Here is a 13009-nt window from a genome sequence, read left to right on the forward strand (position 1 = left end):
CGAGTGCGCTCTTCTCCTCGGCCGTGACCGACAGGCCGTAGTCGGCCTTCACGCCGGTCCAGGCCCGGGCGTAGACGCACCAGGTCTCCGTGGCCGGCGGCTTCCACGCTTCGGGCCCCTGGTCGCCCTTCGACCTATTCGTCGCCGCGGACACCGCCAGGAGCTGGGGACCGTCCAGGTCGTTGGCGAACTTCTTCCGCTTCTCCTGGTCCCAGTCACCGGCCCCCGACCGCCAGGCATTCGCGAGGGGCACCATGTGATCGATGTCCAGGTCACCGGCCTTCGTGAAGGACTTCCCGTCGTAGAGGCTGACCCACTTCCCGGCCACGGCCCGGCACTCGGAATCCCGCTCCACATCCGTGCCCTCACGCCCCAAGACGGTCTCCCGGGTNTCGCACCGCTCACCCTGCTGCGCCCAGTGGGGGAATTTCGCGCGGCTGTAGCCGGCCATCGACCGCTGCTTGGCGACCGTCAGCCCGGCCAGCTGGGTGCGGGCCTGGTCCGCTGTGGGCAAACCGGGCAGGGTCGCTCCACCGGCGGCGGACTCGCCGCCGGCGGCTCCCGGTGTCTGCGGGGCTGAGGCGGCCGGCTTGGAGTCGGGCGACCCGCCCGAATCCTCTTCCGCGGTGAGCTCGTCGAGGACCGAGCATCCGGACACAGCAACCACCGCCGNGACCGCCAAACCGACTTTCCACCAAGCGTACTGACGGCTCATAGACCCACCCTAAGCAGNTGACTTTGCGGGCAGCCTATCCGCCGTGTGTCTCCAGTCGTCCAAGATCATCCGGAGGAACACCGTCCGGACCGCTGCCCGAGGTGGTCCCCGCGCACGCGGGGGAGTGCACGGCNCGACCAGTCAGCACCATCACATGGATGTGAGGAGCTGGACATGGACTGCACGCACCACCGCCCCGGCCGCAGGCCCGCCCGCTGGCTTCACCGGCACCTGCCCTGNGTGCGGGGGCCGGGTCGGCGCCGGACTGGCCGACAACCAGGCGGCAGGAGCCCNTGGCACACCTGCCCCGAGCAGCCAGCCCGTGGTGTAGCCCCGGGAGGCCGGCCTTCGGNCTCGGCACCCGGTCGCCGCTCGGGCCGGGGATCGACGTCCGCGGCCCCGGCCGCCCAAGCGGCGGGTACCTCGGCGGCCCCGGATCCCTGGTCGACGGACGGCCGTTCCTGTCATCCTGGCGGCCGGGCTTGGCCTGATTCCCTCGACGGATTCCGTGAGCTGTCTTGTATTTCAGATTCGGCAGCGCGTGCAGAGCTGCTCTACTACTCTGCCCGGTGCAATGCGAATTCGACTGATGGGGAATCATGGGCGCAATACGGCACGGCCGCCGCTTGGTCATCTCTCTTGCTCTGGCCGTCACGCTGCTCGGCGCGGCCGCTTGCGGAAGCTCTGATGGGGGCGGCATAGATGAGAGGGGCATCGCAGACCCAACGCCGAAGGCCACCGTCGACCCCGGGCGCTACCGTGAGATCGAGGAACTCTGCCCGGTGACCGACTTCAGCCCGGTGGCTGCAGTGGTTGGCGAGCTTCAGAAGGTTCCCGTGGAGGAGAAGATTCTCGGCCAAGATTCTGGGTGGAATGGGTCTATATGCCACCATGAGATGGGCCCAGGATTCGCCCAAAACGAAGTCAAGATGGCGTGCAGTGCTGACTACGACGTCCCGGCCGCAGTTCACACCTTCGAATACCAACGTAGCGTTGGTGTCAAGTATGCGGTTGGTGGCGTAAAAGACATCCCCGGTATCGGGGATCAGGCGTTTCAGTACAATCACGAGCAGGATGGACGGCCATGGGACGCCGAGTTGTACCTCACCACGCGTGATAGCAATCTTTTATGCACTCTGCAGCTCCGTATCGAAGGTGTCCCCCCTAGGGGCAAGATGCGGGACGCCTACGCGGCCATTGCCAGAATCGTGAGCACCACCCTGTCTAAACTGCGCTGAGCGGTCATGGCGCCAGCTCCTCCGGATGCCGAATCCTCCTTCCGCTCCAGTGCCTGGGCATGAGGGCGCCCCCGTCTCGACCTGCTGAGACGGGGGCATCGGTGTGCACGGTGGGCTACGGTCGCCACGCCTCCTGGTATTCGGGCCGGTCCGCGTAGGGCAGGGCGAGCAGGCGCAGCGTGGCGCACGCCGGTGCCGTCACCCCTTCGGTCCGGCCGCACACTGCGCAGACGACGTCGTACTCCGTCGGAATCTCGCGGCCGTCGAGGGTGAACCGTTCGCCGATGAGTTCGTCGCCCGTGATGGCGTGGAGGTCGAGCAGGCGCCGCTTGGCGGCGACCTCGCCCATCACTCGATCCGGATCATGGCTCGCGATGTGCAGAGCCCTCGCGCGCTCCACCTCGTACCCAGGCATGTCTTCCATGAGCCGGTTGGTCACCACCAGCGGCTCGTTCACTGGCCTTCGCATGCCATCGACCTCTACCCCGGAGCCAGCCGCTCTCCAGCGGAGCATGAGCTGACCGCCTAGCGTGTTCCCGGCAGTGAACGCCTGCTGTTCCTCCTGATCGAGCTGTGCGTGCAGCCACACCACCAGCTCATCCATCCTGCGCCTCCCCGGCCTGGGTGGTCCGTCGTTCGCGGAGTTCGTCGAGGAGCGCCGGGTTGACGATCGAGACGATAGCGGCAATATCGCGGTCGATGACTGCAGGCCAGAGGACGTCCCGGGCCGCCCTGTACTTCGCTGCCAGCCGGACCCGCTTCTCCTCGGGGAGCTGCGCCGCCCGGTCGGGGTGACTGTTGTGCGCGTTGTCGGCGATCTTCAGGAGAACCGCGTCGCGCCCCTGCCCGGTGATGCGAGCGACCTTCTCCTCGTAGGGCAAACCCCGCTGGTTCGTGACCGCCTCCACGAGCGCGACCACGTAGTCCGGGACGCCAGCCCCGCGTAGCTGCTCGGCGGTCCAGTCGGTGTCCTCGATGACGTCGTGCAGCAGCCCGGCCATCACCAACTCATCGCCGAACGGGGCGAGCCCGGCAGCAACAGCCCGGACGTGCTCGATGTACGGCACGCCGATCTTGTCGACCTGCCCCGCGTGGGCAGCAGCGGCGAACGCATCGACCTCGCTGACGGTCTTCATGCCTGCCCCTCCTTGCTTTGCCGGGCTTTGCGGGCCGCTTCGGTGACGGCCCGCTCGGGTCGGTCGGGGAGCTTGGCGCCGGGCTCGCGGATGTACCAGTCGATGAGCTGCGCCACGACCTTTCCCCGAGATGTTCCTCCGACCTTGGCCGCGCGTCCGAACTCGATCCACCGCTGAGTCGCGATACGCACCTGGCGGGGCTTGGGGTACGGGCTCCGATACTCGTGCTTCGCGTCGCCGCGCTGGCGAGTGGTGGAATGCGAGACGTTGTGTACCGGCTGCTCGGTGATGATGGCCGACCTCTCCGCCGCCTCGGCAGCAGGACGATCGGTGAACCACTCGATCGAACGCTGGGCGACCAGGGGCCACCACGTCTTCTCCCGCGAATGCACCCGCATCCGAGTCTCCGGATCGACAGCTATGCCGATGTAGAGGAGTTGGTCGTCGACGTCGTACAGGCGATAGAGAGCCGTGCGGGTAGCGACAGTCGTCATGCGTCCTCCTCGTTGGCGGCTTCCTTGGCGGCCCGCTCTTTGTCGATGCGGTCGGCGATCTTCCGTGCCCACTCGCGGCTGTAGGGCGTGTGCTTGGCGATGGTCATGAGGGGGACGCCAGCGGCGCGCGCGTCGGCGACGAGCTCGTCGAGTGTGACCCTGGCCTTCTCGTGGGCGGTGGTTGCTCGGTCGAGCTTGCGAAGCCAGGTGGCTTCGGTCTGCGGGTCTGGGCGTGGCGTCATGTCCCAGATGGTCTCACGGGCGGGTGCCAAGTCGGTATGCAGTGCGCTGCCAACCGAGTGGGCACTGACTTGAGGATTCATCATGCCAACTATGTTGCACTACGAGGGCGGCTGTGTCACTATCGAAGTGCCAAGAAAGTTGGCAGTCGAAATGTAGGGGGGACCCGCCAGATGATCCGCTCGACCCGCGCCCGCCGCCAGACGCTGAAGGCACGGAGCCGCACCACCCGCGCCCAGGCCCGCATCCAGCGGCGCGGCACCGGCACCCTCGCTTCCCACGTCATGGCGCAGGGCCTCGCCCCCCGCGAGGCGCGCTCCGTCGCCGGCACCCTCCGCAAGGTCGCCGCCAAGCTCGGCGTGATCGGCCGCGCCGCCCGCACCCACGCCGGCCGCCACATGCGGGACTGCCGCCGGTTCACCGCCGCCCAGGTCGCCGTCATCGCCGCCAACTACAAGGCCCGCAAGCCCGCCTACAAGCTGGTCGCCGCCCGCCTCGCCCTCGCCGCCTGACCGCCCTCCCGCGTACCCCCCGGATTGGAGCCCCACGTTGAGCACCATGAACCTCGCCGCCACCGTCGTCGCCGGGACCGCCCTGGTCCTCGCCCCGATCGACCCGCAGCCGATCCGCGACCTCAACACCCCGCTCCCCGTGCCGGCCCCGGAGCCCGAGCCGACGCCCGTCCTCAACTTCGACAACCACGGCACATACTGGGGCTGCGACACGATCGCCAACACCGAGGCCCTCATCGCCCGCGAACGCGCGGCCGGTACCGCCATCGACGAGTGGCACGTCACCGACTACGACGGTCAGCCGCTGCGCATCGTCCGCTGCGCCGACCCCGACTTCCTCGACACCATCTGCGTCATCTCGGTCTCCCACCCGGAGCCCGAGATTTTGGAGAAGTTCCCCGCCCGGGGCCAGCTGCTGGGCTACGACCGGTTCGCCATCACCCCCGGTGCCCCGCTGCCCGACGGGCGGACGATCGCCACGGTCGAGGACCCGCTCGGCTCGTCGTGGCGCGTGACCGACGACCAGGGCGGCGTGCGCTGGCTGCACAAGCACGGGCAGCTGATCCGCTACACCAGCGGCGCTGTCACCTTCGTCGAGCCCGAGTGGGCCGGCTGGTCCTCCGACTGACCGCCCGCCGCGCGGGCCCGGCTTCACCGGCCGGGCCCGCACCGCCGTCCCCCTGACGCCCCGCCCGCCCGAACGGAGACCCCCCGGGAGTAGACCGATGAACGTCCACAAGATCAGCCGCCTCGAGCGTCCGCACCGCAACGACTCCACCGGCACCCTCAAGACCGCGCTCGCCCGAACAAGCGTCGACGCCAAGCGCTACGCCCAGACCGGGCCGAAGAAGTTCGAAGACTACTGCCACTGCCACCTGCTCGCCGACGAGTACCTTGACGAACTCCGGCTGCGAGGCGAGCTGTAAACGGCATCCGGCAGGACGAAGTGGGAGCAGCCCACCCAGCAGCAGATCCGAGACCGCATGCTCGCCCGACGAGCAGAGAGGAAGACCCCATGACCCCCAAGGAGTACGAGGCGAAGCGCCGCCTTCTGTCCGCTCGCGCTGCCCGAGCGATCATCGACGCCGCCGACGTCGTGAAGGCCCCCGACTGGCCGGACACTCGCGCCTGGCATGTCGTGTCCGGCGGGGAGGTTCTGGTCGTCATCAGCCCCTTCTACGGCGGCGGCAGCCGCACCGGCTGGCGGTGGTGGCTCGCCGCCCTCGGCCCGTCCGGGGACAGCCGGCACGAAACCACCATCCGGCAAGCCGCCGCCCGCGGACTCGCCGACTGGGAACGATGGGTAACGGAGCCCCGCCGATGACCGAGACCCCTGAAGTCGCCCCCGAGGAACCGCCCCCGGCCCGCCGACTGCCGTATGGCTGGTGGGAGGAATCCCCCGCCCAAGCCGCCCGCTACGACCGTGACTGGTTCGACCGAGACGAGGACTGATGACCACTATCCGGCTTGCCGACCTGGACGTCCGCTGGACCGGGACGGACAACACCACTCCGACTGGGCACGTCCTGGTCCTCGGAATCGATTCCCTCGGAATGCTCCGAGTCTGCCTCTACGCGGGCGACGCGCCCAGCGACGCCACCTTCCGAGGGTCCCTTCTGATCCCGCCCGACGGACACACCCAGCGGTACCTGCCGACGCAGACGACCGCCTACGGGCCGACCGGGGCGTTCGTCACCAGCATCGGGGATCAGACGGCCATGCTGAACCGACTCGCAGGGCTGGCCCTGTGAGCACCGCCCCGTCGCCCGCTGTTGAGTTCCCGGTGGGTGGTGTGCGGTTTGTGCGGGGTCGTACCCTGCATCGCACTCGCCGTCCCAAGGATCAGCGGTGGTGGGACCTGTTGGAAGCGGCCTGCGGAAGGACCGGATACCAGGCCAGCGGCTATCCCACCAAGCCCGCCCGCGAATGCCACGCCTGCATGCAGGCCACCGAGACCTGAGGAGACCGACCATGTGGACCTGTGAGTCCTGCGGGACCGAGAAGTGAGGAGCCCTGCTGTGCGGAAGTACCTCAAGGCCGGGGACCGAGTCTCTGTCCTGGAAGGCCCCGAGCGGGGGCAGTGCCTGACGGTGAGCGCTGTCCGCATGTTCGCCACGGACAGTGGTTACTACCTGCGTGGAGGGAGCGGACTATACCCGCCCGCGCACGTCGAACTGGCCTCCGCGCGTGCCGACGGCAATCCGTGCGGCAGCTCGTGTGAGGACCGTACACACGACCTCATCGGCACCTGCGACCACTGCCGAGGCGTCTGCCACTGCACCCTGTACCGCGAACCCGCTACCGAGAAGTGAGGACCAGGCCATGACCACGAGTTGGCCTGAGCGAGTGCGACTCCTGCGCGGCCGCCACACCCACGCAGTCGGCTACATGGCAGGGCTCGCCGACCGCGTCACCGCCTGCGCTCGGAACGCCGAACCCGGCGAATTCCTGGACGACGACAGTCCCGTCACCTGCCCCGCCTGCCAACGCGCCACCGAGAAGTGAGGGTTTGACTATGCGCATCGAAATCGGGAAAGCGCGTCAGTAGCCGCCCGCCCCCACCTCGCAGGCCCGTTCCCAACCGGAGCGGGCCCGCAGGCATGCAGCGGGCACACTGATGAGAGACCCCGAAAGGAGGTGACCATGCCAGGGCAACGACACACCGGCAAGGTACGCAGCCAAGCCCAATGGCGCTGGATGTACGCCACCAGACAGCCCTTCGCGAAACGCTGGAGCCGAGCCCGGAAACGCAGCCAGGGAAAGATCACCGGATACCGAACCCTCCCCGCGCGCAGAGGTATCCGCCGCCGCTAAACGGCCCGCCCCCGCTAGCCCCCGCCCACCCAACTCTCCCCGTCCCCCTGCCAGCGCAGACGGTCACTCGGGTCGCCGTAGCCGGGATCGTTCTCCCGGCAGACCTCGCAGAAAGCGCCGTGCTCCTCACCCGGCTCGTGGCCGGGCTTCAGGTCGCAGACAGCCACACCGTGAGCGTGTCTCAGGGTCGCTCCGCAGATGCTCACGACGCTGCCCGCAAGCCGTCCTCGGCCTCGTCCTGGCTTTCGTCCGCTCCAGCTTCTGTGCCATCGCTGTCGGTCTCGACGCTCGGCTCACCCGGACCGCCACCCGTGTTGTACGGATCCCCGGCCGGAACCGTGGACTGTCGCTGATCGTCGCGGATACGACGCACCTCCGCCAGCACGTCAGCCTCTTCCAACTCCGGACTCCGCAGCTTCACCTTCATGTACGTGCTGATCGCCTCCGCCGAGTCCAGCAGTTGGAGCGTCCGCGCAGTGGCCTCCTGATCCGGCTGCACCGCCTGCGGCCACGACGCCGTCAACTCCGCTGCCGGGTCCACACCCTTCGCGCCGCAATGCCGAACATCCACCATCATCTTGACCGTCAGATGAGCAAGCAGCGCCGGACGCTGGTACAGGATCTTCAACCCGCGCGTCGACAATGACAGCTCCTTCCGCGCCGCGACCTCCGTCGCCGTCACCGCCACACGCCCCTCATCCCCGAACGACTGGCCCGAATAGCCGGCCGAGGCGAGGATCTGCGCCCGGAGCGCCTTGCACGTCCGCTCGTGCTCCTCCACCCGGATCTTGAACTGGAGATCCGTGATCGAGTCCTTCATGCTCTCGTCGCCGAGGAGATTCAGACCAACCAGCAACTCCTTGTCCAGGTTGAACGAGCCAACCGTGCCAGGCCCGTCCGTGTCGAGCATCGACTGCGGCACCACCACCCGGCTCTTCCCCAGCCGCAGATCCCGCATCCACGACGTCCAGGCTTCGTCCAGGGCGTCCATCATCGGCTCGATCCCGGCGTAGTCCGACCGGCCGAGCGGCGCAGTGTCGGGCACGCCATCCCACTGCCGGTTCGGCAGAACATTCGGCAGATGCGTGATCAACAGCCGATCGATACCCGTCGCCTGCCGGCCCTGCCCATCAGTCCGCTTGCCCAGGTCCGCAGTGTCCGGATGCTCAGCCAGGCTGTCCGCGCGTATCCCCAGCACGCCCACCCTGCCCTCGTACAAGCCGTACTCGATCGCGCCCGGCGTGTGGAACTCCAGCAGCCTCCACACCTTCGACTCGTTCGTCAGCGGGGCCAGCTCCCGCCAGACGATCGCCTCCGCCAGCTCACCCCACCGCCACGTCGGCACCACCGCCTCCGCCGCGATCACATCCGTCCACGGCCGCGGCCGCAGCTTCGTGTCCCACACCACCCGCAGGTACACATTCGACAGGCCCGCGGCCATCTCGCTGGCCTCGCGCATCTTCGCGTGCCCACGGTCGTCGAGGTACCGGCGGATCTGCGCCGTCGTCGACTTCGCCAGATCACTGGAATCGACATCGACCGACACCGTCGGCACGTCCGACCAAAGCAGATTCGCGGACATCTCCGCGACGTCCCCCGCCAGCGGAATGTGAAGCTTCGCCGCCTGCTGCCCCGGCGCAGCAGCCTGCCCCCAGAACATGCGCAGCTCCTCACCCCCCGCCGCACGCCGCTGATCCACCTCGAAGAACTGACGGGCCACCGCGTTGCTGCGGTAGTTCGCCGGCCCCCCGTACACCGCGGCGAGGTGATCCGTATTGCCGGAGTACCAGGCACGCCACATGTCCATGTCGGCATGCGGGATCTCCAACTGCGGGGGCGGCCACGGAGTGTTCCCAGACGGAGGTAGCGGCATGACGAGTCCTTCCTACGCAGCCAGCATGAGTTTGGAATGCCACAGCGGGCGGGTTGTGAATGTGACGTACCGGCACGAGTCGATTCCGTGGTCATTGACCTTGATGGGCTTGTCCTCGCCCTTCTCGGCGGCCTTGTCGTCCCAGGCGTAGCCCGGCATTTCCTTGATCAGGCCCTTGCAGGAGGAGTGCACCAGCAGCTTCCCGGCGGACAGCAGCGTGGACAGGGTGCGGATTCCATCCAAGACGTCATTGCGGGCCGGGGTCGGGGTGAGTCGATCCCGCTTGAGCTGGGTCACAAAGCTGGCCGCCGAAGGGTCGACGGTGACAAACGACGGCCGGACCGGTCCGAATCCCGGCACGTCGCCGAGCCAGCCTCGCAGCCGCTCTGAGTACTCGGCATCCGTGAGTTGCCTACGCTGATGCCGCCCGTCGTATCGCCACTCCGAAGCGATGTACAGCCGACGATCCTCACCAAGCCCGAGCAACGTGGCGTGGAACGGATTCTGGGTGCCGTAATCGACACCGACACCGATCCAGCGGTGGATGCGCGGCAGGCTGGTGACGACGTGCCGATCCTCGTCCCACATGTCGAAGACGGCTCCCTCGGCGGCGATCCACAGGCCCTCGATAAACCGCTTGAAGAAGAGCGTGCCTTCCCCGTACTCGGCCTTGATCGAGTTGACGTACTGGGAGGTCAGGGATGGATTGTCATCGAGAGTGAAGTGCCAGTGACCAATGTTCAGTTCGTCGGCCCGGTCTATGAAGTCCCGCTTCAACCAGTGGCCAGACGAGTCAGGATTCGTCGTCCCCAGGAGCCGCGCGCCCGGCACGCTGAGCCGACCGAGGAGCTGCTTGAAGAACGCCTCCGGCAGAAGCGTGATCTCGTCGGCCAGGGCCAGGCACACGCTCGCGCCGCGGAGCCGCCCCTCGGCTCGGGCATCCGACGCACCTACGAGATGTACAGTACGCCCCAGGATGATCGCGGTCGTTGACCCACGGGTGTGCACGATCTGGTGCGACAAGGCCCCGAACAGGGCCGGGTCCTGTAGCGGTTCGATCAAGTTGCGCTCAATCGTCTGCAGGGACCTCCCTGCGATAATCACCAACCCCGTGGACGGGGCCACCGCCAACGCGATTAGGAACGCGATCAGCGACGCGATAGTCTTCCCGGACCGGATTGCACCCGACCAGATCGCGATGCGGTGGCGCGCCGACTGCGCGATAGACCTCAGCTGCTTACGCGACATTGGCAAGGTCGACAGGTTCACGGCCACCTCCCCAAAGCAGCAGGAACCATGTACCGCAGTGGGCCGCCTTCGACTTGTTGCACGGCTCGCAGGCCCTTGTCAGGTTCCACCAGTGGTCCGTGCCGCCCTTCGACACGGGGAAGTAGTGGTCGACCTGCGATGAGGGCGCGCCGCAGTATGAACAGGAATCGCTTGCGATGGCGCGCCGATAGTCCGCGGACAGAGCCTTGTCGAGAGCATCCATGGCCGCATCGACGATCTGGCGGCGCCGGTTGGTCTTGGCGTAGTACTCCTCACGGTTGGCGAGGTAATGCTCGCGCATTCGGGCGTTCCGCTCTTTCCTGTTCTTCAGGTGGTAGGCGGCTGCCCAGTGGCGGCGACAAAGTCCCTGTGAATGAGCGCCGAGGGAGCATCTGGCCTCGCTGCAAACCTGCGCCCGTTGCGGCGTCCAGGTACGCAAGACGATTGAGGGGTCGCTGTGCTTCAGCCAGCGCGTGTAATGCATCGTGCACATCTCGCGGCGGGCCACCGGCTTGGAGCAGCCATCGACGCTGCAAGATCGGTCCGCCCGCGTCTTCTTGACGGGGTCCGCCGTGGTGCCAGTCCGGTGGAGCCGCTTGTAGTGCTTCCGGCAGAGCCCCTTGCCGACGGTCGGCCCGCCCTCGCAGTCATCCACTGTGCAGATCTTGGCCTGGCGTTGGGGTTCATGAAGCGGGTCACCGTACTTGGCCCACCTCTGGTAATGCATGCTGCACAGGCCGCGCGTCAATTTGCCGCTACGGGCGCATTCGAGCACCCTGCATTGGCCACCGAGTCCTAGTTCCTTGATGGGGGTGTCGGCCTGGACGTCCCCGTAGGCTCGGAGTCGGTAGTAGTGCGTGGCGCACAGACCGCGAACGAGCTTGCCGCCCTTCGTGCAGCCTTCCACGGCGCAGCCTTCAGGGCTGGCCGGTTTGGCGGGGAGTTCCAGGGAACCGTGGATGCGCCAGCGCCGGTAGTGCATGTGGCACCAGCCGTTCGCGCCTTTCGCTGGTGTCTGGCAGTTGTCGACGGAGCACTTCATCTCGGACGCCTTGGTGCGGCTCGGGAGGTCGGTGCTCCCGTGCTTCATCATGCGCTGGTAATGCTGCATGCACAGGCCGCGGGCACGGGCAGGCTTGGCGCATGCGGACGCGCTACAGGTACGCTCGGTCACGTCGGCACTCCTTGAAAGTGTCGGCCATGCCCCGGGACGGTTGCCGCCGTTGCCGGGGTCTCTCATGAGGTTGTTGCACCCAATTCTATTAGTGGGCACTGGAGTTGCTGGAGCAGTGATCATTCGTCCAACGCACCTTCGGGCGCGGGCTCGCCCTCGTTGACGATGGCGGCGATGCCCTGGGCGAGCTTCCCGAGCATGGACTTCGCGTCGTCCGCGCCACTGCCGGAGGTCTCCGCCGGCACGAGCTTCAGTGACTTGTCCACGGCGATCGCAGCGGTGGTGACCAGCTTCTGCCGCTCGGCGATTGGCGCTTGGTCGAAGACGTGCTCGTTGTACTCGTTGTTTTTGCCGCCGAACGCGTACACGGTGGTGGGCTCGTCGACGCGGTCGAGGGACTCCTCAGCCACATCGAGGAAGCGGGCGGCGAGAAGGCTGCGCCGCTCCTCGATGTCCGCCTTGCGCGCCTCTGCCGCTGCCTGGATGCGGGACCGGTCGAAGGTCAGACCGAGATGCTCGGCGGTCCGGGAGGCCACGACTTGGCTGATCTTCATGGCGCGGGCGATGGCGTTCCGACCGAGGCCCTCCGCGTGGAGGTCCCGGAACTCGCCGAACCGGCCTTCGCCGACTGTGCCGCTGGGCATCAGGGCCTCCGGGTGATGCGCGCCTGCTGACGCAGGAGAGTGGGCAGGGGCGGCCCCGACACGCGCCACGTGGGCGACCAGGGGACCAGGGCGCATCGGCAGTGGGGGTGCCGCGGCGGTCCAGGGATTGCCGTGGGGAAGCTGGTCCGCTGCGGGTCGAGGCTGAGGCCGCCGGGGAATCTTCCGCCGGGCCGGATGTGGCGGCCGGCGTAGGCGCGGCATGCGGCGCACGCGTCGGGTTCCGTGACCCAGAGGAGGCGAGTATCGGAGCCGAGGGCGCGCGCGACGAGCTGGGCGGCGTGCGTGGCGGCGTGGCCGATGGCGACGGCGACGCCGCGGGCGATCCTGCCGATCGCTCGACGGGCCCGGCTGAAGACGGCGTTGAGTCCGGCTAGGCCCATGGCGGTGAGGCTGGCCGTGGTGAGGAGGGCAAGCGCGTGCCCGTGTTCTTCCTCGACGGCGGCGGGGATGGCGTCGGCCGTGGCCTGGGCATCGGTGCCGATAGCGGGGGAGACCGGCGGGGCGGGCTTGCCGCGCATGCCAGCAGCGAGCTGGGCTGTTCGGAGCGCGGCATCCAGGGCCGCAGCGAATGCCGCCTGTGTCGCCGCGCGTTGGGCTTGGCGGCCTCGTCCGGCGAAGGCTTCACGGAGGGTCTTGCGGAGCCATGCGATCAGGTCGTCGAGTCGAGCGGGGATCTGCTGGCCGCTGGTTTCGCGGGTCCATCGGGTTAGGGCTGCCTTGTGGGCGGTGGCGAGGGCTTGGGCGAGGGGCCGGGTGGCGTCGGCGATGGCCTGCTGCTCAAGGGCGCGAATGCGGGCGGGCTGGCGGTGTGCGAGTACTGCTGCGCGCTGACTGTCCACCACACCCCTCCTGCTTTCGAAACTAAGGCAATCTTGCCTT

Annotated in this window: 20 protein-coding genes; 9 read left to right on the forward strand and 11 right to left on the reverse strand. The window is 67.8% G+C overall.

Annotated features, from left to right (window positions below; translation table 11 throughout):
* A partial coding sequence (locus GTY84_RS22890; RefSeq protein ID WP_161228237.1) for an HNH endonuclease family protein occupies nt 1–715 on the reverse strand: 715 nt, incomplete at its 3' end.
* A 626-nt stretch (nt 716–1341) separates the two neighbouring features.
* Between GTY84_RS22890 and GTY84_RS22895 the strand changes: the two genes are divergently transcribed.
* Entirely contained in the window at nt 1342–1953 is a 612-nt protein-coding gene (locus GTY84_RS22895) for a hypothetical protein (protein ID WP_161228239.1), read from the forward strand.
* Between the two features lie 115 nt (nt 1954–2068).
* On the opposite strand, the gene GTY84_RS22900 is transcribed toward GTY84_RS22895, so the two are convergent.
* Genes GTY84_RS22900 through GTY84_RS22915 form a run of 4 tightly spaced genes read right to left on the reverse strand, consistent with a single transcriptional unit; the run spans nt 2069 to nt 3909 of the window.
* Entirely contained in the window at nt 2069–2557 is a 489-nt protein-coding gene (locus GTY84_RS22900) for a DUF6221 family protein (protein ID WP_161228241.1), read from the reverse strand.
* Nucleotides 2550–3089, reverse strand: coding sequence for an HD domain-containing protein (locus GTY84_RS22905; protein ID WP_161228243.1), 540 nt, complete (start codon nt 3087–3089; stop codon nt 2550–2552). The genes GTY84_RS22900 and GTY84_RS22905 overlap by 8 nt, the downstream gene beginning before the upstream one ends.
* Nucleotides 3086–3583: a GIY-YIG nuclease family protein gene (locus tag GTY84_RS22910; protein ID WP_161228245.1), complete on the reverse strand. Its 498-nt coding sequence runs from the start codon at nt 3581–3583 to the stop codon at nt 3086–3088. The genes GTY84_RS22905 and GTY84_RS22910 overlap by 4 nt, the downstream gene beginning before the upstream one ends.
* On the reverse strand, nt 3580–3909 hold the full coding sequence (locus GTY84_RS22915) for a hypothetical protein (protein WP_161228247.1): 330 nt from the start codon (nt 3907–3909) through the stop codon (nt 3580–3582). The genes GTY84_RS22910 and GTY84_RS22915 overlap by 4 nt, the downstream gene beginning before the upstream one ends.
* A gap of 87 nt (nt 3910–3996) precedes the next feature.
* Here GTY84_RS22915 and GTY84_RS22920 point away from each other — a divergent pair, with 87 nt between their 5' ends.
* From GTY84_RS22920 to GTY84_RS22950, 8 genes are all read left to right on the forward strand, one after another.
* Nucleotides 3997–4335: a hypothetical protein gene (locus GTY84_RS22920; RefSeq protein ID WP_161228249.1), complete on the forward strand. Its 339-nt coding sequence runs from the start codon at nt 3997–3999 to the stop codon at nt 4333–4335.
* Between the two features lie 37 nt (nt 4336–4372).
* Nucleotides 4373–4963, forward strand: a complete 591-nt coding sequence (locus GTY84_RS22925; RefSeq protein WP_161228251.1) for a hypothetical protein — start codon at nt 4373–4375, stop codon at nt 4961–4963.
* 97 nt (nt 4964–5060) lie between these two features.
* Nucleotides 5061–5261, forward strand: a complete 201-nt coding sequence (locus GTY84_RS22930; protein WP_161228253.1) for a hypothetical protein — start codon at nt 5061–5063, stop codon at nt 5259–5261.
* An 89-nt stretch (nt 5262–5350) separates the two neighbouring features.
* Nucleotides 5351–5659 (forward strand): hypothetical protein, encoded by a 309-nt coding sequence (locus GTY84_RS22935; RefSeq protein ID WP_161228255.1) that lies wholly within the window; start codon nt 5351–5353, stop codon nt 5657–5659.
* Nucleotides 5656–5787: a hypothetical protein gene (locus GTY84_RS34705; protein WP_272919252.1), complete on the forward strand. Its 132-nt coding sequence runs from the start codon at nt 5656–5658 to the stop codon at nt 5785–5787. Before GTY84_RS22935 ends, GTY84_RS34705 begins: the two co-directional genes overlap by 4 nt.
* Nucleotides 5787–6086, forward strand: coding sequence for a hypothetical protein (locus GTY84_RS22940; RefSeq protein ID WP_161228257.1), 300 nt, complete (start codon nt 5787–5789; stop codon nt 6084–6086). Before GTY84_RS34705 ends, GTY84_RS22940 begins: the two co-directional genes overlap by 1 nt.
* A 267-nt stretch (nt 6087–6353) precedes the next feature.
* Nucleotides 6354–6647 carry a hypothetical protein gene (locus GTY84_RS22945; protein ID WP_161228259.1) on the forward strand — a complete coding sequence of 98 codons (294 nt, stop codon included), beginning with the start codon at nt 6354–6356 and terminating at the stop codon, nt 6645–6647.
* 10 nt (nt 6648–6657) lie between these two features.
* Nucleotides 6658–6840 (forward strand): hypothetical protein, encoded by a 183-nt coding sequence (locus GTY84_RS22950; RefSeq protein ID WP_161228261.1) that lies wholly within the window; start codon nt 6658–6660, stop codon nt 6838–6840.
* A gap of 323 nt (nt 6841–7163) precedes the next feature.
* Here the strand turns inward: GTY84_RS22950 and GTY84_RS22955 are convergent, their stop codons facing one another.
* The 6 genes from GTY84_RS22955 to GTY84_RS22980 form a co-directional block, all read right to left on the reverse strand.
* Nucleotides 7164–7316, reverse strand: a complete 153-nt coding sequence (locus GTY84_RS22955; RefSeq protein WP_161228262.1) for a hypothetical protein — start codon at nt 7314–7316, stop codon at nt 7164–7166.
* Nucleotides 7317–7351: 35 nt separating this feature from the next.
* On the reverse strand, nt 7352–8956 hold the full coding sequence (locus tag GTY84_RS22960) for a hypothetical protein (protein ID WP_237532540.1): 1605 nt from the start codon (nt 8954–8956) through the stop codon (nt 7352–7354).
* A gap of 78 nt (nt 8957–9034) precedes the next feature.
* Nucleotides 9035–10291: a PBSX family phage terminase large subunit gene (locus GTY84_RS22965; protein WP_345943501.1), complete on the reverse strand. Its 1257-nt coding sequence runs from the start codon at nt 10289–10291 to the stop codon at nt 9035–9037.
* Nucleotides 10260–11465 (reverse strand): HNH endonuclease, encoded by a 1206-nt coding sequence (locus GTY84_RS35030; RefSeq protein ID WP_161228265.1) that lies wholly within the window; start codon nt 11463–11465, stop codon nt 10260–10262. Before GTY84_RS35030 ends, GTY84_RS22965 begins: the two co-directional genes overlap by 32 nt.
* Nucleotides 11466–11584: 119 nt before the next feature.
* Nucleotides 11585–12109 (reverse strand): hypothetical protein, encoded by a 525-nt coding sequence (locus GTY84_RS22975; RefSeq protein WP_161228266.1) that lies wholly within the window; start codon nt 12107–12109, stop codon nt 11585–11587.
* Nucleotides 12109–12969 carry a hypothetical protein gene (locus tag GTY84_RS22980; RefSeq protein WP_202551631.1) on the reverse strand — a complete coding sequence of 287 codons (861 nt, stop codon included), beginning with the start codon at nt 12967–12969 and terminating at the stop codon, nt 12109–12111. The genes GTY84_RS22975 and GTY84_RS22980 overlap by 1 nt, the downstream gene beginning before the upstream one ends.
* Nucleotides 12970–13009 lie beyond the last annotated feature (40 nt).

This window comes from Streptomyces sp. SID8352, from assembly GCF_009862265.1.
GTDB lineage: Bacteria > Actinomycetota > Actinomycetes > Streptomycetales > Streptomycetaceae > Streptomyces.